We start from the raw sequence: 18,900 nt of genomic DNA on the forward strand, positions 1-18,900 counted from the left end.
TTATAATACAATATGATTTTTATCATATTAAATACCCGAAAGAACATTTACTTTTACTCCTATATATCCTAAATTAAGTAAAAATGGCAATTATAATCACAGACGAATGCATCAATTGTGATGCTTGTATTTCTGAATGTCCTAACAACGCAATTTACGAACCAGACCAGGAATGGACCTATGCAGAGGAAACGGAATTAAGTGGCACTATAACTACTCCAAGTGGAGCTAAAGTTGATGCTGACGAAGAGAATGACCCAATATCTGAAGAATTCTATTTTATTGTTCCTGATAAATGTACTGAATGTAAAGGATTCCATGACGAACCACAGTGTGCGTCTGTTTGTCCTGTAGATTGCTGTGTTCCTGATGAAGACAATGTAGAAACTGAAGAAGCATTGTTAGAGAAAAAAGCATGGCTACATGGTGAGTAATCGCTTTTTGCTATAAAAGGTATTAATTCTATTCAAAACATTATCCACTCTTAACTAAATTGTTAGGAGTGGATTTTTATTTACATAGTTAGTGCCAAGAAAACAAAATTTCTATGAAACCCTCTCAAAATAAGCAGTTTTCAATTACCTCTACTGACATTTGTCATATAATAGTTGGCACATTCATCTTAATTTTATAACACTTTTATAAATCTTTTCTATAGCACTGAGAATTGAGCGGTTAAACAATTAAGCAGTTCTTTTTTTTCATTGCCATAATTATAAATATTCATTATGAAAAAAGAGTTTCCAAAACTTATTTGTGATGCTAATGAGGCCGTTGCAATGGTTGCTCATAAAACCAATGAGGTTTGTGCAATTTACCCAATTACTCCAGCATCACCAATGGGTGAACACGTAGACATCTATAGCTCCAAAGGACAAAAAAATATTTGGGGAAATGTCCCAAGAATTGTTGAAATGCAAAGTGAAGGCGGTGCTTCTGGTGCTGTACACGGGTCATTACAAGCTGGTGCCTTAACAACAACATTTACAGCCTCACAAGGTTTATTATTAATGATTCCAAATATGTACAAAATGGCTGGTGAGTTATTACCATCAGTTATCCATGTGGCTGCAAGAACTGTAGCTACACATGCACTATCCATTTTTGGTGATCATTCTGATGTCATGGCAACAAGACAAACAGGGTTTTCAATGTTATTTGGTGGCTCAGTTCAAGAATCTCAAGATTTTGCATTGATTTCTCAAGTTGCTACATTAAAATCTAGAGTACCATTCTTAAACATATTTGATGGATTTAGAACTTCCCATGAGATCTCTAAAATTGATAGTATTACGGATGATATCATTAAGGACATGATGCCAGAAGATGATATTTTGGCTCATAAAAAAAGATCACTAGATCCAGATAATCCAGTAATAAGAGGTACCTCACAAAATCCAGACGTGTTCTTCCAGGCTAGAGAAGCTGCCAACTTATATTATGATAAAGTTCCTGACATTGTTGATGAAACCATGAAAACGTTTTATAAACATACAGGAAGACGTTACAGCTTATTCTATTATGTTGGCCATCCTGAGGCAGAAAAAGTAATTGTAATTATGGGTTCTGGTCAAGGGCCTGTAATGGAAGCTGTGGATACGATGGTAAAAGATGGTGAAAAAGTAGGTGCTATTATAGTACGTTTGTTCAGACCATTTTCAATTAGTCATTTTATTGATGCACTTCCAAAAACAGTAAACAAGATTGCTGTTTTAGATAGAACTAAAGAACCAGGTAGTATTGGCGAACCTCTTTATCAAGATGTAGTTACAGCTTTTATGGAAAGTGATAGGGCTATGCCAAAAATAATTGGTGGACGTTACGGTTTATCTTCGAAAGAATTTGATCCTGCTATGGTTAAGGCAGTCTATGATGAGTTAGATAAAGACGATTCTAAAAACCACTTTACAGTTGGTATTAACGATGATGTATCTTTTAGAAGTTTAGAAATTGGAAGCAGATTACATACGGTTAAAACAACATTTAACTGCATGTTCTACGGACTTGGCTCAGATGGTACCGTTGGCGCAAACAAAAATTCTATTAAGATTATTGGTGAAACAACCGATAATTATGTGCAAGGGTACTTTGTTTATGATTCTAAAAAGGCCGGTGCTCAAACCGTATCACATTTACGATTTGGACCAAAGCCTATATATTCTACATATTTAATTCATAAAGCGAATTTTATAGCGTGTCATCAATTTAACTTCATTGAAAAATATGACATATTAAAGAACATAAAAAAAGGAGGAACCTTCTTATTAAACTCTCCTTTTGATAAAGACACCGTTTGGAATATCCTGCCTAAAAAAATGCAGGAAGAAATTGTAGAGAACGAATTAGATTTTTATGTTATAGATGCCACTAAAGTAGCTCAAGAAGCAAACTTAGGTAAACGAACTAATACTATATTACAAACGTGTTTCTTTGCTATTTCTGGAGTATTACCAAAAGACGAAGCCATTACAAAAATTAAAGAAGCGATTGTAAAATCATATTCTAAAAAGGGTGATGCTGTTGTTCAAATGAACTTTAACGCTGTTGATAAATCATTAGAAAACCTTCAGAAGGTTGATTATCCAAAGAAAGTCACTAGTGATGCTGAATTAAAGCCAATGATGACTGGTGATGCAGATCTATTTGTGAAAGAAGTTTTAGGCAAAATTTTAGCAGGGAAAGGTGATGAACTTCCAGTAAGTGCATTCGAGCCAGATGGTACCTTCCCTACAGGAACAACTCAATTTGAAAAACGTGGTATTGCAGATAAAGTACCTGTATGGGACGGTGAAGATATTTGTACACAATGTAATAAATGTGTGGTTATATGTCCTCATGCAGCCATTAGAGCTAAGGTTGTTGCAAATGAAGAGTTAACCAATGCTCCATCGACTCTTAAATCTGTTCCAGCAGTAGGTAGACCATTTAATAAAGAAAATGACTCTTACGTATTGCAAGTATCTCCTCAAGATTGTACAGGTTGCGACCTTTGTGTTGAAGTTTGTCCTGCAATAAGTAAAGAAGATCCAAACTTTAAGGCTATTAATATGCATAGCAAGCTTAAAGTTGAAGGTGCAGAAGATCCTAATTGGGATTTCTTTATTGATTTACCAGATTATGATAGAACAGAATTGGTCATAAACAATGTAAAAGGTTCTCAGTTCTTAGAACCATTATTTGAATTCTCAGGTGCGTGCTCTGGTTGTGGTGAGACACCATATATTAAATTGCTAACGCAATTATATGGTGATAGTATATTAATTGCTAACGCAACAGGTTGTTCCTCAATTTATGGTGGAAACCTACCAACAACACCATATAAGAAAAATCAATTTGGCAGAGGACCAGCATGGGCAAATTCTTTATTTGAAGATAATGCAGAATATGGTCTAGGTATGAAATTAGGTTTAACTAAAAAACAGGAAATTTCTACCAATCTGTTAAAAGAACTTGAAGCTGAAGTAGGAACTGAATTAGTTGATGCTATTCTAAACAATCCTGAAAAAACAGAAGCGGAAAAAGCAGAAAATTTCTCAAACTTAGATAAGTTAAAAGAAAAGTTAGCAACAATTGACAAACCTGAAGCCAAAAAATTATCCCAGTTAACAGAGTACTTACGTAAAAAATCAGTTTGGATACTCGGTGGAGACGGTTGGGCTTATGATATTGGTTATGGTGGTGTTGATCACGTTTTAGCCTCTGGTGAAAATATCAATATTATGGTATTAGATACTGAGATATATTCTAATACTGGTGGTCAAATGTCTAAAGCCACACCACTTGGAGCTAGCGCAAAATTCGCTGTAGCTGGAAAACGTACAGGTAAGAAAAATTTAGCATTGCAGGCAGTATCTTACGGTAACGTTTATGTAGCGCAAGTGGCAATTGGAGCAAAAGATTTGCAGACACTTAAAGCTATTGAAGAAGCTGAGGCTTACGACGGCCCTTCATTAATTATTGCTTACTCACATTGTGGTGATCATGGCTATAATTTAAAGGATGGAGCAAAACACCAGGAGAAAGCCGTACAAACGGGCTATTGGCCATTATTTAGATTCAACCCTTCCAAACCAAAAGGTAAGAAGTTTAAATTAGATTCTAAGGCACCTTCAGCACCATTAGAGGATTTTATGTATACCGAAACTCGATTCTCAAGAGTCGTTAAAGAAAATGCTGAAGTTGGAGCGAAACTACTCAAGCAGGCTCAAGAAGAAGTTGATACTAAATGGGAAAGATTAGAGCTTTACAGAAATATGTAAACTTCTCATCATTGTGTAAAAACATCTATTTCATTAAGGAGTAGATGTTTTTGCATTTTTATTGGTAATAGAAAACTAATTTATCTTTTTAACAACTTGCTTAGGCGCCTCTTTTCTAGAACCATCAAATCCATCTATACCAGTAACTGTAGTATATTTTAATACGTTTTTCTTACCTGGATTAATAATTTGAAATGCCGCTTGACACATTAAAGTAGCTTCATGAAAACCACAAAGAATTAGTTTTAACTTTCCTGGATAGGTATTACCATCTCCTATAGCAAAAATCCCTGGAATATTTGTCTGGTAATCTAACGCATTGTTTACTTTGATAGCATTCTTCTCTATCTCCAATCCCCAATTTGCAATTGGTCCAAGTTTTGGAGACAAACCAAAGAGTGGCACGAAATGATCACATTCTATTTCAAATTCTTTTTCAATATGTTGTGCTTGTTTTACAACTACAGCGTTTACTTTTTCATCGCCAACAATACCAACTACCTCAGCAGGTGTTATTAAATTAATCTTTCCTGCATTCTTTAATTCCTGCACTTTTTCTACTGAATCTAAGTGGCCACGAAATTCGTTGCGTCTATGTATAAGGGTAACCTCTGATGCAACATCACTTAAAAAGATACACCAATCTAATGCTGAATCACCACCACCAGCAATAACCACTTTTTTATCGCGATATAATTCTGGTTCTTTAATCATATATTCTACGCCTTTTTCTTCAAAATCAGTGATGTTATGAATTAAAGGTTTACGGGGTTCAAAACTTCCTAATCCACTAGCAATTGCCACAACAGGCGCTTTATGTTTTGTACCCTTGTTTGTAGTAACAATAAATGAACCGTCCTCTTGTTTTTCAATTGTATCTGCTCGTTCGCCTAATGTAAAACCAGGTTCAAACTGTTTACACTGCTCAAGAAGTTTATCAGTTAAATCTCCAGCCAGAATCTCTGGATAGGCAGGAATATCATAAATCGGTTTTTTAGGATAAATTTCAGAGCATTGACCACCTGGTTGAGGTAAAGCATCAATTAGATGGCACTTTAATTTTAATAATCCGGCCTCAAAAACAGTAAATAATCCTGTAGGACCAGCTCCTATAATAAGTATATCAGTTGTAATCATGAATTTAAAAATGGAAGCAACACAAATATTGCAATATCATTAATGTGATGATAAACACATTACTATTCAACATTAATCACTCTTTCTATTTGAGGCGCGTACTTTTTAATGGTCATTTCTACGCCAGATTTTAATGTCATTTGGTTGACACTACAAGATGTACAGGCTCCAACAAGCTGCACCTTAACCAACTTCTCATCCTCTATTGACAATAAATTGATGTCTCCACCATCACTTTGCAAAAAAGGTCGAATTTCGTCTAACGCTTTTTCAACATTTAATTTTAATTCTTCTGAGTTCATTTATTTCTTTTTAACAGCAGAACATCCTGCCATTGTTGTAATCTTAATTGCTTCAGTTGCTGGTAAAGCCTCATTTCTATGCACTAATTGTTGTACCATTTCACGAGTGATGGCCTCAAATGCCTTTTCAATTGGCGTTGCTGTTTGTAATGCCGCTGGCCTTCCTAGGTCACCAGCCTCACGAATACTTTGTACAATTGGAACCTCCCCTAAAAACGGTACGCTTAAGTCCTCTGCCAAATATTTTGCACCTTCCTTACCAAATATATAATATTTATTCTCTGGCAGTTCCTCAGGAGTGAAGTAGGCCATATTTTCTACAATTCCTAAAACTGGTACATTAATATTTTCTTGTTGAAACATTGCTACACCCTTTTTTGCATCTGCAAGTGCAACATTTTGTGGTGTACTAACTACAACAGATCCAGTAATTGGTAGTGCTTGCATTATACTTAGATGAATATCACCAGTACCTGGTGGTAAATCTATAAGTAAAAAATCTAGTTCTCCCCAAGCGGCATCAAAAATCATTTGGTTTAACGCTTTTGCAGCCATTGGTCCTCTCCAAATAACTGCTTGATCTGGTTTAGTGAAAAATCCTATAGAAAGCACTTTTACACCATGATTTTCAATTGGTTTCATCTTTGACTTACCATCTACATTTACTGATAGTGGACGTTCTGAAGCCACATCGAACATTATAGGAATTGATGGACCATAAATGTCAGCATCTAACACACCTACTTTAAAACCCATCTTTGCTAAAGTGACCGCAAGGTTTGCGGTAACCGTAGATTTACCAACACCACCTTTACCAGAAGCTACAGCAACGATGTTTTGTATGCCTGGAATTGGCTTCCCTTTTATTTCGTTCACAGCAGTTTGCGCTGGCGCATCTACCTTAACGTTAACTTTTATTTTGGCTTTTTCATAAACCTCTCTATGAATAGTCTGTAGAATCTCAACCTCAGTTTTTTTCTTTGCCTGAAGACTTGGGTTTTTAATCGTTATATCAACTATTACCTCATCTGCAAATGTCACTATGTTTGTAACCGCACCACTATCAACCATATTCTCACCCTCACCAGGAGCCGTTATGGTTTTAAGTGCCTTAAGTATATCTTGTTTGTTTAGTTTTACCATTATCTAGATTAATTCTAAATGCAAAGATACTGCTAAAAGTTCATATTCTGAAGCTCCAAAATTGAATTGGATAATAGTTGAATTCGATTTTATAATAGGCAGTATATCAGAGAAGTTCCTTCGAAGGATCCCAGTAGATTTCTTCTAAATTTTGTATTTGATTGTCAATGACAACAACACCTTCATTTTCGAGCAATTGTTGCATTAAATTCGTCCCTTCGAAGTGATGTTTACCTGTTAATAATCCTTTGCGATTAACCACTCTGTGCGCTGGTACATCCTTAGTGTGAGAAGCATTCATAGCGTAACCAACTATTCTTGCACTTTTTGTTGCCCCAAGATACTTTGCAATAGCACCATAACTAGTGACCTTACCATATGGAATCAGTCTTACGACATCATAAACTTTCTCGAAAAAACCAAGTGTTTCAGGTTTCATTAGAGTTCTCTTAATATATTTATAAAAGTAATCAGTGCTACAAGACCTGTAATAATACCAATACTGTAATTCATGCTTTTCTGTGACGTAAACTTTTTGTCTTTTATCTTATCAAAAAAGAAAATATAGAAATACAGCATCACAAAAGTCCCCATTGCTGCTCCAGTTACATAGGTAATTATACTCAATCTTTCAAAATCCATAACACCAAAAGAAGCTAAGGTTATAGTCATATAAGCTTGATACGGAATTGGGAATACATTTAATGAAGACAAAAACATTCCATGAAAAAAGCGACTTTTCTTACTTCTGGTATCTGGATTAATCTTTGGGTCTTTTTGATTTTTTGCAATAACCAAAAAATATATAGTAATTAATATAAAAATCACAAATGCTACACGTTGCAGAATTTCAACTATATCGGGTCTATTGGAAAGATATCTAGCAAAAATTGCTGCAATATAAGTTTGAACAAATACGATAAGACATACGCCAGATGAAAATGTAATGCCTCTTCCAGGACCTTCTTTAAGGCTAATTCTAGCCGCTGTCATATTAAGTAATCCAGGAGGTATAACACCAATAAGCGCAACAAATAGCCCAAGAAAGAAAATTACGGTAATGCTCAAACCTTAGTTGATTTTAAATCTAATATACGTAATTGCTTTGTCTTGCTCTAAATACTGGCTTTCATAAAACGTCTGAATATCAGTTACTTCTTTTGGGCTTCCCTCTAGTTTATAAACATTATGGTTGGCATAAATCACTTCATAACCAGCACCATGCAACAACCCAAGTGTATAACCATGCATAAATTCACTATCTGTTTTTAAATGCATTATTCCATCTGCTTTTAATATTTTTCTATAACGCTCAATAAAAGCCAAATTGGTCATTCTATGCTTTGTGCGCTTATATTTAATCTGTGGATCAGGGAAAGTTATCCAAATTTCATCAACCTCATTTTCTCCAAATACATATTCAACCAATTCTATTTGGGTTCTTACAAAAGCGACATTATCTAAGTTTTCCTCTATTGCCGTTTTGGCACCACGCCAAAATCTTGCACCTTTAATATCTATACCTATATAGTTTATATTTGGATTACGCTTAGCCAAGCTCACTGTATACTCACCTTTGCCACATCCTAATTCTAATACTATGGGATTATTATTATTAAATACTTTCTCACGCCATTGGCCTTTCTTATCATAAGAGTTGTTCAAAAGTTCTTCACGTGTTGGCTGATAGACATTATGAAATGTCTCATTTTCTTTGAATCGTTTGAGCTTGTTTTTACTACCCACTTTTAAAATACACTAGTTTATTAATGCCGTAAAATTAAGGAAAGATTTTAGCTTTATATTTGATATTCATCTTTGTTTCAGAATAATTAAAAACAACTTTGTTTTTTGGAAAATAATGGTCGGAAAAAAATATTAGTAGCACCTCTAAATTGGGGTTTGGGCCATGCAACTCGGTGTATACCTATAATCAAAGCACTATTAGATTATAATTTTGAGCCTATAATTGCAAGTGATGGTGATGCTTTAGAATTATTGAAAAAAGAGTTTCCTGAATTAAATGCCATTGAACTGCCTTCATATAATATTACATATCCAAAAAAAGGGAAAGGCCTTAGAAAAAAACTGCTTTCTGATTCACCTCGTTTTATGAAAACAATAAAAAAAGAGAGAAGATTAATTAAGTTACTGGCAGAAACAGAAGGTCTATCTGGCATAATTTCAGACAATCGATTTGGTGTTAGGGCAAAAGATATTCCTACTATATTTATTACACATCAATTAAAAGTTTTAAGTGGTTCAACAACATGGTTGAGTACTAAATTACATCAAAATATCATTTCAAAATTTGATGAATGCTGGGTGCCAGATCATAAAGGAGCAAATAACTTAAGTGGTGATTTGGGGCATGGAACATTTGATAAAATACAATTAAAATATATTGGTCCGCTAAGTAGATTCCAAAAACAAAAAACCAATAAAATATACGATTTAATTGTACTACTATCTGGCCCAGAACCTCAACGTACAATTTTAGAACAGAAATTACTTAATGAACTTGAACACTTTAATGGAAATGTAAGATTCGTAAGAGGTTTAATCAAAAACTCACAGACAAAACAAACTCAAAATAATTTAACCGTATATAATTATATGACTACTCAAGAACTTGAGAAGTCTATAAACGAGAGTGCTTTAGTTTTGAGCAGATCCGGCTACACCACTATTATGGATTTAGCAAAATTAGAGAAGAAGGCCTTTTTTATTCCAACTCCAGGCCAATTTGAACAAGAGTACTTGGCACGTCGACTTAAGGACGATAAAATTATCCCAAGTTGTAATCAAGATGATTTTAAAATAGAAATGCTAAACTCTATTGAAGATTATTCAGGTTTTAAATCAAGTCCATTTCAAACAGACTATGAAAATCTATTCAGCCTTTTCTAGAGTAAAAGAGAACTCACTACCGACTCCAAGTTGACTTTCAACGTAGATTTTTTCTTCGTGTGCCTCAATAATATGTTTCACAATAGAAAGCCCTAAACCAGAACCTCCTTCTTTTCTAGAACCACTTTTATCTACTCTATAAAATCTTTCAAAAAGTCTTGGAAGATCTTTTTTATCTATACCCTCTCCATTATCAGTTACTCTAACTATAGCCTTGTTCTTTATTAGGTTTTCTATACTGACTTCGGTGGTACCCTTTTCTTGACCATATTTTATTGAGTTTACAATCAAATTTGTAAGTACTTGTTGAATCCTTTCTCGGTCTGCATAAACCATAATCGGATGGTTATAATCCATGTCAAAAGTTAGGGTGATTTTCCTTTTTGAGGCTTTCATTTCAAATAAATCAAAAACACCCTTTACTAATTCTACAATATCAAATTTTTCCTTGTTTAGGCTAAGATCACCAACTTCTAATTTAGTGATCATATCCAAATCTTTAATTATATAAATTAATCGTTCAACACCTTCGCTTGCTCTGTTTAAATATTTATTTCTGAGTTTCTCATCATCCATGCCACCATCTAACAAGGTTAAGATATAGCCTTGAACTGTGAACAATGGTGTTTTCATTTCATGGGAAATATTACCCATATATTCCTTCCGATATTCTTCCCTGACCTTAAGCGTTTCAATTTCTAATTTTTTATCTCGCGCGTACTTATCAATTTCTTTGGTAAGTGTTCCCATATCCGTAGTTATGGGCTGTTGTCTTAAGGATGCAGATTCTAAAAGTGTTAAATCATCATAGATTTTCTTAACTCTTCTGTAAATAAAACGTTCAACTCTATACTGAATAACAAAAAAACATACGATATAGCAAATGGGTGCAAAGAAGATCACCTGCCAATTAAAACTATGGTAATACCATAAAAAAACACTCACAAGGAGCGTTGTAAACATCGTTACGTATAACGATGTTATTGTAGCGAACTTATAGGTTTTCTTAAAATTACTTCCTTGCATCAATCAACAAACTTGTAACCAACGCCTTTAACAGTTTTAAAAGAATTATCGCCGATTTTTTCACGGAGCTTTCTAATATGAACATCTATTGTTCTTCCGCCTACAACAACTTCATTGCCCCATACTTTATCTAAAATCTCGTCGCGCTTAAATACTTTTCCAGGCTTGGTCACTAGCAAAGATAATAATTCAAACTCTTTTCGTGGTAAAGTTATTTCTTCACCCTTTTTGGTAATCTTATATTCTTCTTTGTAAATAACAAGGTCTCCGATTTTAACAACACTATCTCTGGTATTATCTTGTTTCTTCAAGCGTCTTAGCAGTGCTTTAACCTTACTAACGAGCACCTTTGGTTTAATTGGTTTTGCAATATAATCGTCAGCACCAGCATCAAAACCAGCAACCTGGGAATAATCCTCTCCCCTTGCTGTTAAAAAAGTTATTATTGTATCATTTTGGTTTGGTAATTCTCTAATCTTTTCACAAGCCTCAATGCCGTCCATTTCTGGCATCATTACATCCAAAATGATAAGATGTGGTCTATGTGTTTTGGCTTTCTCAACAGCTTCAATACCATTTTCACCAGTTATAATTTGATAACCTTGTGATGACAAATTATAACCAACAATTTCTAAAATATCCGGCTCATCATCAACCAATAGTATTTTTATATCCTTTTTCTTCAATCCTACAATAATGTTTTAAGATTTGTAAATATAAAATATATCTTTATTAAGTGTCATATATAGTAACAATTGATAACAATTCCCTAACATTGAATATTCGGTATTACATCCTTTTGAATAGCAATTTTTAAACAATGTTATGCTATTGTAAAATTGTAGGTTGTTAACAAAATTCCCTCCTTTTAATCATAAATAGTTCTTATATTTAAGGACTAATTTTATTTTAATCAATTATGAAAAAACTTTACTTTTTTTTAAGCGCTATTCTAATTTCAAGTCTTTCTTATGGACAAGATCTGATACTAACAGGAGTCATTGATGCTACTTTGCCAGGTGGCTCACCAAAGGCCGTTGAATTATATGCAACTGCCAATATACCAGACTTGTCACTTTACGGTGTTGGATCTGCTAATAACGGTGGAGGAACCGACGGATCTGAAGTACAATTATCTGGTACGGCATCTTTAGGAGATTTTATATATGTTGCATATGAAGCAAATGCTGGAGATTTTAATACATGGTTTGGATTTAATCCAGATATTACCCATCCATCTGCTACAAATGTAAATGGTGATGATGCTATAGAGCTTTTTTATGATGCCTCTGGAACCTTTTCTGGTGCAGAAACGGTAATAGATACTTTTGGAGATATTAATACCGATGGTACTAACGAGCCATGGGAATATTTAGACGGTTGGGCGTATAGAGTTGATGGTACTGGACCTGATGGTAGCACATTTACTCTGAGTAACTGGACCTATAGCGGAAAAAATGTTCTAGATGGTGAAAGTTCCAATGCTGGGGCTTCAACACCTTTTCCTAATGGAACTTATTCGACAACACCTAATACAGACCCTACTTTAAAAATAGCAGGAACTGATGCTCCTGCGAATGGCTCTTCTTTTACCGATGATCCTGAAACAGCAGTCCCAGGAAATGCTACGATTGATTTTGAAACAACTAATTTTACTGTAGGAGAACCTGGTACAGGTACACAAGGGGATGGATATATAGTATGGTCGATAGTGAACATAAATAACGCAGGAAATAATGACGGAGGTAATATTTATACAGCTAATGACGGTGTTGAATATGACATAACAGGTTTAATAGCTGGAGAAACTTATGATTTTACATCTGAGTTAGTTGACAATGCAGGGGCTTCCTTAAGTCCAGCAGTAATTTATTCGTTTACTATTACCATAGCACAATATAATAATGTTGCTAATTTAGGAGCATTGAGACTTCAAACTGTAGATCCTGATACCTATTACAGAGTTACTGGTCAAGTTATAAATACTGCAACCGATGCTGATACCGAACAAGTTATGTATTTTCAGGATGCTACAGGAGCAATTAAAGTTTTTGATGCAGATTACGAATTACAGACGTATAATATTGGAGATGCAGTTTCAAATATTAGAGGACGGTTAGAAATATTTAATGGGACCCTTCAATTTGTGCCGACATTCGCAGATTGGGGAACTCCAGACACAACAGGTAATACTCCATCAGCTCCTACAGTTGATATTGCAACAATAACTGCTAATTTAGACGACTATGAATCTGAATTAGTAAATATAAATGATGTAACTTTTGATCCAGCAGACGTGGGTAACAACTTTGTTGCTGCCATAGGTGGTACTGGAAATTACGATATTACAGATTCTTCAGGAACAATGATTTTTAGATCAGATTTTGGTACCGCAAATTATATCGGAACCCCAATTCCGTCTGGTAGCCAAGATCTAACCGTTATAGTTTCCCGTTTTTTTGGCACCGCTCAAGTAGTTGCAAGAAGCTTGTCAGATTTTACATTAGATTTGGAATCTTTTGAAATTGGAGAGTTTAATATTTACCCTAACCCAACAAACACTGGTAACGTAACTATAACGTCTACCAATAATGATGTGATGGATATTCAAGTATTTGATGTATTAGGTAAGCAGGTAATTAATCAAAGACTTTCAAATAACAATCTTAATGTATCTAACCTTAGATCTGGTTTATATATCGTTAAGATTACTCAAAACAATGCGTCAGTTACTAAAAAATTAGTTATTAAATAGTAGCATTGTTATAATGAAAAGCGCAACCTGATTGTTCAGATTGCGCTTTTTTATTTTCCATACTTTTGCATCATGCTATCAGATAATGAAATTTTTAAGATTAAATCAGAGGAGGAATTCGAATCTCTTGCCTTAGAGATTTTTAAATTTCAGTTTGATAATAATCCTGTTTATAGATCCTTTTGTGATTTGTTATATAAACATCCATCAGATGTTAATTCTATCTCAAAAATTCCTTTTTTACCCATCCAATTTTTCAAAACTCATGAGGTATTGAGTTCAAGAAAACAGCCTCAGAAGGTCTTCACAAGTTCTGGTACCACAGGAAATGTAACTAGTAAACATTTTGTCACAGATTTAAATATTTATGAGTCGAGTTTTAAAAAGGGATTTGAATATTTCTATGGCAATAATGATGATTATGCGATACTAGGTTTACTCCCATCTTATCTAGAAAGAGATGGCTCTTCATTGATTTATATGGTTGATTATTTAATTCAAAAATCAAATCATCCTAAAAGTGGTTTCTATTTAAAAAATCTTGATGAATTAGCCGAAACCATTCAATTCCTAGAAGCCCAAAAACAGAAGACTATTTTAATTGGTGTATCCTTTGCCTTATTAGATTTTGTTGAATCTCACAGCATTAAATTAAAAAATACCATCGTAATGGAAACTGGTGGTATGAAAGGAAGAAGGAAAGAAATGATCCGTACTGAATTGCATACTATCCTAAAAGAAGGATTTGGTGTAGATCACATACATAGTGAATATGGCATGACAGAACTATTAAGTCAGGCATATTCTAAAGGTAATGGTATTTTTGAATGCCCTCCTTGGATGAAGATACTAACTAGAGATACTGAAGATGCATTGACACTTCAGAAAACTAATAAATCAGGTGGTATTAATATCATTGATTTAGCCAATATAAACTCTTGTTCCTTTATTGCAACGCAAGATTTAGGAAAAGTGCATGACAGTGGTGATTTTGAAATTATAGGCAGATTTGACAATTCTGATATTCGTGGCTGCAATCTTATGGTTTTGTAAGGAATCTAAATTAAAACCGACCAATTGAGTGCTATGAAAAAGAAAGATTTTTCATTAGTTGATTGATTGGTTAGTTAATGCCCGAATTTTTTTCGGGCATTCTCTTTTTAGATAACTTTTAGAATGAAGTTTGTTTTTTTACCTCTACTTAAAATAATGTACTTGTCGTTAATAAGATCTTCTGAAGAAAGTTGGTAGTCTTCTGTAACCTTTACTTTATTTACAGCTATAGCATTTTCTTTCAATGCCCTACGTGCTTCTCCATTGGAGTTTAAAAAACCCGTTTTAGCAGATAGAGCACCTATCATATCTAAACCTTCATCAAATTCTGATTTTGATAGTTCTGCTTGCTTTACGCCTTCAAAAACATCGAGAAATGTTTTTTCACCTAAGGTTACAATATCTTCCTTAAAGGATTTACTGAATAAAATCTGAGATGCCTTTACTGCATTTTCATATTCTTCTTTAGAATGCACCATTACAGTAATTTCTTCAGCAAGTTTCTTTTGTAGTAATCTCATATGTGGCATTTCTGCGTGCTCCTTGATTAAATTCTCAATTTCATCTTGTGACAAAAAAGTGAAGATTTTAATATACTTTGCCGCATCTTCGTCACTAGAGTTTAACCAATACTGGTAAAATTTGTACGGTGAAGTACGGTTGGCATCTAACCAAACATTTCCACCTTCAGATTTACCAAATTTTGAGCCATCACTTTTTGTAATTAAAGGACAAGTTATTGCATAGCCTTTTCCATTTCCAATGCGTCTTATTAGCTCTGTTCCAGTTGTAATATTTCCCCATTGATCACTCCCGCCCATTTGAATAGTACAATCCCGATCTCTATATAAATGAAGAAAATCATAGCCTTGTACCAATTGATAGGTAAACTCTGTAAAACTCATTCCATCACTAGTATTTTCACTAGAAATTCTGTTTTTTACTGAGTCCTTTGCCATCATATAATTTACAGTGATATGCTTACCAACATCTCTTATAAATCCAAGAAAGGAGAACGCCTTCATCCAGTCATAATTATTTACAAGTTCCGCTGCATTAGGAGCGTCACTTTCAAAATCTAAAAAATGAGACAATTGTTTTTTAATAGCTTCTTGATTATGGCGAAGTGTTTTTTCATCTAACAAGTTACGTTCACTTGATTTTCCTGAGGGGTCACCAATCATTCCGGTAGCACCACCAACTAAAGCTACTGGCTTGTGTCCACAACGCTGATAATGCGCTAAGAGCATAATTGGAACAAGGTTACCTATGTGCAAAGAATCGGCCGTAGGATCAAAACCAACATATGCGCTTCTCATTGCTTCTGCAAGATGTTCTTCTACACCTGGCATACTATCATGTATCATTCCTCTCCACTTTAATTCTTCAACAAAATTCTGTCCCATTTTATAATAGTTGTGATTAAATTTTAGCAAAGATATGTTTCCACTTTTAAAGACAAAAGACAAATCTAAAAAACGTAATTTAGCATTATGATTTTAGTTACTGGAGGCACAGGATTAGTCGGTTCTCATTTGTTATTTAAATTGGTGAGTGACAATGAAAATGTGAGAGCAATTTATAGACGAGAAAAAACCTTAAAACGTGTTGAACACGTTTTCTCCTATTTTACTGATGAACCAGAAACACTTTTTGAAAGAATTGATTGGGTTGAAGCTGATTTAAATGATATCCCAAAATTACAACACGCTTTTATCGGAATTACTCATGTTTACCATTGTGCAGCTTTTGTTTCTTTTGAACCGGACAAGTACAAACTTCTTAGAAAGATTAACATTGAGGGTACGGCTAATATTGTTAATCTTTGCATCAGCCATTCAATTAAAAAATTGTGCTATGTGAGTTCTATTGCTGCTTTAGGACACACAGAAGATGAAAATGAATTAATAAATGAAAATACACCTTGGAATCCAGAGGAAGACAATAATGTTTACCGCATAACTAAATATGGTGCCGAACTCGAGGTATGGCGCGGCACACAGGAGGGACTAAATGCAGTAATTGTAAATCCTGGAGTGGTATTAGGTGCAGGACATTGGAATGGTGGTAGTAGTGGTCATTTATTTAGATTAATCTATGACGGAATGAAGTATTACGTTAAAGGCGTGGTAGGTTATGTTGACGTTTTTGATGTGGTTCATATTATGCATGGACTTATGAAAAGCGATATTAAAAATCAAGGTTATATTCTCATCTCGGAAAACTTGAGTTTTAAGGAGTTTCAATATAAAGTTGCTTCATATTTGAACGTTAATCCACCTAAAAAAGAAGCTAAATTATGGTTACTAAATATTGGATGGCGTTTGGATTGGCTTAATCATAAACTATTAGGAAAACGCAGGACTTTATCAAAACAAACAGCCAAATCCGCGGTTAGCATCACCAAATATGATAATTCAAAAATTAAAAAAGCACTAAATTTTGATTTTAAGACCATTGATGATTCTATAGACGAAGTTTGTAGTTTGTTTATAAAAGATTTAAGGGCTTAAGTTACTTTATTGACGTAGAATCTTTCGATACTTTTTTCTGTTCCCTTTTTTCTTTATTCAGCGCTTTTAATGAATCTCTCTTTCGTTTAGCTTCAACTTGTTCCTGTTTTTGTAGATCTTCAATCTCCTTCTTTTCTCCTTCTAATCGAGATTTTACTGATTCAACAATTGATGCATAATCCTCTGTGTCAAAGGCATAATAATTATTACTCTGAGCAAATTGAATACTGTCTATCTCATATTTAGTAAGTACATAATTTTCAGGCACCAGATTACGCTTTTCTAAAACTTTTCGATTAACACCTTTTGCCGCATTTATAATATAAAGGTCGTATAATATATCAGCCATCTTTTCTTTTGGGATAAGATTTGATGGTTTAGGTGGTCTATCTTTATTGTCACAAGACAAGAAAATTACCATCGTTAATATTAATACAACTGTCTTTTTTAACATACTATCTATTGAATGTTAGTCTCTGCCCAGCTTTAACGTCTAGAACTTTAAAATTATTATAAACCAACTCACCATTAACAAATGTATGTGTCACCCTACTTTTAAAGGTGTTCCCCTCAAATGGAGACCAACCACATTTATAAAGTATATTACTCTTATTTACTGTCCAAGGGCTTTTTAAATCTACAATTACCAAATCTGCAAAATAACCTTCTTTAATATACCCGCGTTTTTCAACGTCGAACAAAATAGCAGGATTATGACATGCTTTTTCAACAATCTTCTCTATGGAAATCTTACCCTTATGATGTGCTTCTAATAATGCTACAAGTGCATGTTGCACTAAAGGCCCACCAGATGGTGCGCTTGTATATGGATTATTCTTTTCTTCATTTGTATGAGGTGCATGATCCGTTGCCAGTACATCAATTCTATCATCCAACAATGCTTCCCACAATTTATCCCTATCCTTTGCTGTCTTTACAGCTGGATTCCACTTTATTCGGCTTCCTTTAGTCTTGTAATCTTCATCCGAAAACCATAAATGATGAATGCAAACCTCAGCTGTTATCTTCTTATCTTTAAGTGGAATTTTATTCGTAAATAAACTGGTTTCCTTACCTGTAGATAAATGAAATACGTGTAGCCTTGCACCTGTTTTTTTCGCTAAATCTATTGCTTTTGATGAGGATAAATAGCAAGCTTCTTCACTGCGGATAATAGGATGTAATTCCATTGGAATATCATCTCCATATTCATCCGTATATTTTTCAAGGTTTTTTCTAATTGTAGCTTCATCTTCACAGTGCACTGAAATTACTATATCAGTACTAGAAAAGATTTTCTCTAGAACTTCTGGATCATCAACTAGCATATTTCCTGTAGACGAACCCAAGAATAGTTTTAATCCTGCAACAGATTTTGGATCAACTTTTAAAATCTCATCCAAATTATCATTAGTACCACCAAACATAAACGAATAATTTGCATAAGAGGTCTTTGCTGCTATAGCAAACTTTTCCTCAAGTTTTTCTATTGTAGTTGTTTGAGGTTTGGTATTTGGCATTTCAATAAAAGAAGTAATTCCTCCCGCAATTGCTGCTTTTGATTCTGACTCAATATTTGCCTTATGAGTTAATCCAGGTTCTCTAAAATGTACCTGATCATCAATTAAGCCTGGTAAAACATAATTTCCTTCCGCATCAATCACTGTCATATCTGCGGATTTTACACTTATTGATGAATCTATCGCTTTGATTCTGTTATTCTCAATGAGAATATCACCTTCAAATATTATTCCTTCGTTAACAATTTTCGCGTTTTTTATGAGGGTATTTCGCTTCATGAT

Annotated in this window: 17 protein-coding genes; 6 read left to right on the plus strand and 11 right to left on the minus strand. The window is 34.1% G+C overall.

Annotated features, from left to right (window positions below; translation table 11 throughout):
- The first annotated feature begins 83 nt into the window (after window positions 1-83).
- Both LBV24_RS02735 and nifJ read left to right on the plus strand, forming a co-directional pair.
- Window positions 84-434: a 4Fe-4S dicluster domain-containing protein gene (locus LBV24_RS02735; RefSeq protein WP_224477054.1), complete on the plus strand. Its 351-nt coding sequence runs from the start codon at window positions 84-86 to the stop codon at window positions 432-434.
- Between the two features lie 294 nt (window positions 435-728).
- Window positions 729-4,259: a pyruvate:ferredoxin (flavodoxin) oxidoreductase gene (gene nifJ / locus LBV24_RS02740; RefSeq protein ID WP_224477055.1), complete on the plus strand. Its 3,531-nt coding sequence runs from the start codon at window positions 729-731 to the stop codon at window positions 4,257-4,259.
- A 75-nt stretch (window positions 4,260-4,334) separates the two neighbouring features.
- Here the strand turns inward: nifJ and LBV24_RS02745 are convergent, their stop codons facing one another.
- The 6 genes from LBV24_RS02745 to trmB all read right to left on the minus strand — a co-directional run bounded on the left by LBV24_RS02745 (window position 4,335) and on the right by trmB (window position 8,587).
- Window positions 4,335-5,396: an NAD(P)/FAD-dependent oxidoreductase gene (locus tag LBV24_RS02745; RefSeq protein ID WP_224477056.1), complete on the minus strand. Its 1,062-nt coding sequence runs from the start codon at window positions 5,394-5,396 to the stop codon at window positions 4,335-4,337.
- 62 nt (window positions 5,397-5,458) lie between these two features.
- Window positions 5,459-5,698, minus strand: a complete 240-nt coding sequence (locus tag LBV24_RS02750) for a NifU family protein (RefSeq protein WP_224477057.1) — start codon at window positions 5,696-5,698, stop codon at window positions 5,459-5,461.
- The gene (locus LBV24_RS02755; protein ID WP_224477058.1) at window positions 5,699-6,841 is read right to left on the minus strand and encodes an Mrp/NBP35 family ATP-binding protein; all 1,143 of its coding nucleotides are present in this window, start codon (window positions 6,839-6,841) and stop codon (window positions 5,699-5,701) included. It lies immediately after the preceding gene.
- Between the two features lie 106 nt (window positions 6,842-6,947).
- Entirely contained in the window at window positions 6,948-7,280 is a 333-nt protein-coding gene (locus tag LBV24_RS02760) for an MGMT family protein (RefSeq protein WP_224477059.1), read from the minus strand.
- A complete protein-coding gene (locus LBV24_RS02765; RefSeq protein ID WP_224477060.1) occupies window positions 7,280-7,909 on the minus strand; it encodes a LysE family transporter in 630 nt (209 codons plus the stop codon). Before LBV24_RS02765 ends, LBV24_RS02760 begins: the two co-directional genes overlap by 1 nt.
- A gap of 3 nt (window positions 7,910-7,912) precedes the next feature.
- Window positions 7,913-8,587, minus strand: a complete 675-nt coding sequence (gene trmB / locus LBV24_RS02770) for a tRNA (guanosine(46)-N7)-methyltransferase TrmB (protein WP_224477061.1) — start codon at window positions 8,585-8,587, stop codon at window positions 7,913-7,915.
- Between the two features lie 105 nt (window positions 8,588-8,692).
- On the opposite strand from trmB, the gene LBV24_RS02775 reads away from it, so the two are divergent.
- A complete protein-coding gene (locus tag LBV24_RS02775; RefSeq protein ID WP_224477062.1) occupies window positions 8,693-9,751 on the plus strand; it encodes a glycosyltransferase in 1,059 nt (352 codons plus the stop codon).
- Here LBV24_RS02775 and LBV24_RS02780 read toward each other — a convergent pair.
- Window positions 9,734-10,777, minus strand: coding sequence for a sensor histidine kinase (locus tag LBV24_RS02780; RefSeq protein ID WP_224477063.1), 1,044 nt, complete (start codon window positions 10,775-10,777; stop codon window positions 9,734-9,736). The two genes, LBV24_RS02775 and LBV24_RS02780, sit on opposite strands and share 18 nt — an antisense overlap.
- Window positions 10,777-11,463 carry a response regulator transcription factor gene (locus tag LBV24_RS02785; RefSeq protein WP_224477064.1) on the minus strand — a complete coding sequence of 229 codons (687 nt, stop codon included), beginning with the start codon at window positions 11,461-11,463 and terminating at the stop codon, window positions 10,777-10,779. The genes LBV24_RS02780 and LBV24_RS02785 overlap by 1 nt, the downstream gene beginning before the upstream one ends.
- Before the next feature lie 233 nt (window positions 11,464-11,696).
- On the opposite strand from LBV24_RS02785, the gene LBV24_RS02790 reads away from it, so the two are divergent.
- A complete protein-coding gene (locus LBV24_RS02790; protein ID WP_224477065.1) occupies window positions 11,697-13,532 on the plus strand; it encodes a T9SS type A sorting domain-containing protein in 1,836 nt (611 codons plus the stop codon).
- A gap of 72 nt (window positions 13,533-13,604) precedes the next feature.
- On the plus strand, window positions 13,605-14,585 hold the full coding sequence (locus tag LBV24_RS02795) for a LuxE/PaaK family acyltransferase (protein WP_224477066.1): 981 nt from the start codon (window positions 13,605-13,607) through the stop codon (window positions 14,583-14,585).
- Window positions 14,586-14,692: 107 nt separating this feature from the next.
- Here the strand turns inward: LBV24_RS02795 and tyrS are convergent, their stop codons facing one another.
- A complete protein-coding gene (tyrS, locus tag LBV24_RS02800; RefSeq protein WP_224477067.1) occupies window positions 14,693-15,991 on the minus strand; it encodes a tyrosine--tRNA ligase in 1,299 nt (432 codons plus the stop codon).
- 87 nt (window positions 15,992-16,078) lie between these two features.
- Here tyrS and LBV24_RS02805 point away from each other — a divergent pair, with 87 nt between their 5' ends.
- A complete protein-coding gene (locus LBV24_RS02805) occupies window positions 16,079-17,098 on the plus strand; it encodes an NAD-dependent epimerase/dehydratase family protein (RefSeq protein WP_224477068.1) in 1,020 nt (339 codons plus the stop codon).
- Window position 17,099: 1 nt separating this feature from the next.
- On the opposite strand, the gene LBV24_RS02810 is transcribed toward LBV24_RS02805, so the two are convergent.
- Window positions 17,100-17,552, minus strand: a complete 453-nt coding sequence (locus tag LBV24_RS02810) for a DUF4296 domain-containing protein (RefSeq protein ID WP_224477069.1) — start codon at window positions 17,550-17,552, stop codon at window positions 17,100-17,102.
- 1 nt (window position 17,553) lies between these two features.
- Entirely contained in the window at window positions 17,554-18,897 is a 1,344-nt protein-coding gene (locus LBV24_RS02815; RefSeq protein ID WP_224477070.1) for a dihydroorotase, read from the minus strand.
- Between the last annotated feature and the right edge of the window lie 3 nt (window positions 18,898-18,900).

The sequence above is a fragment of the Winogradskyella vincentii genome (assembly GCF_020166345.1).
GTDB lineage: Bacteria > Bacteroidota > Bacteroidia > Flavobacteriales > Flavobacteriaceae > Winogradskyella > Winogradskyella vincentii.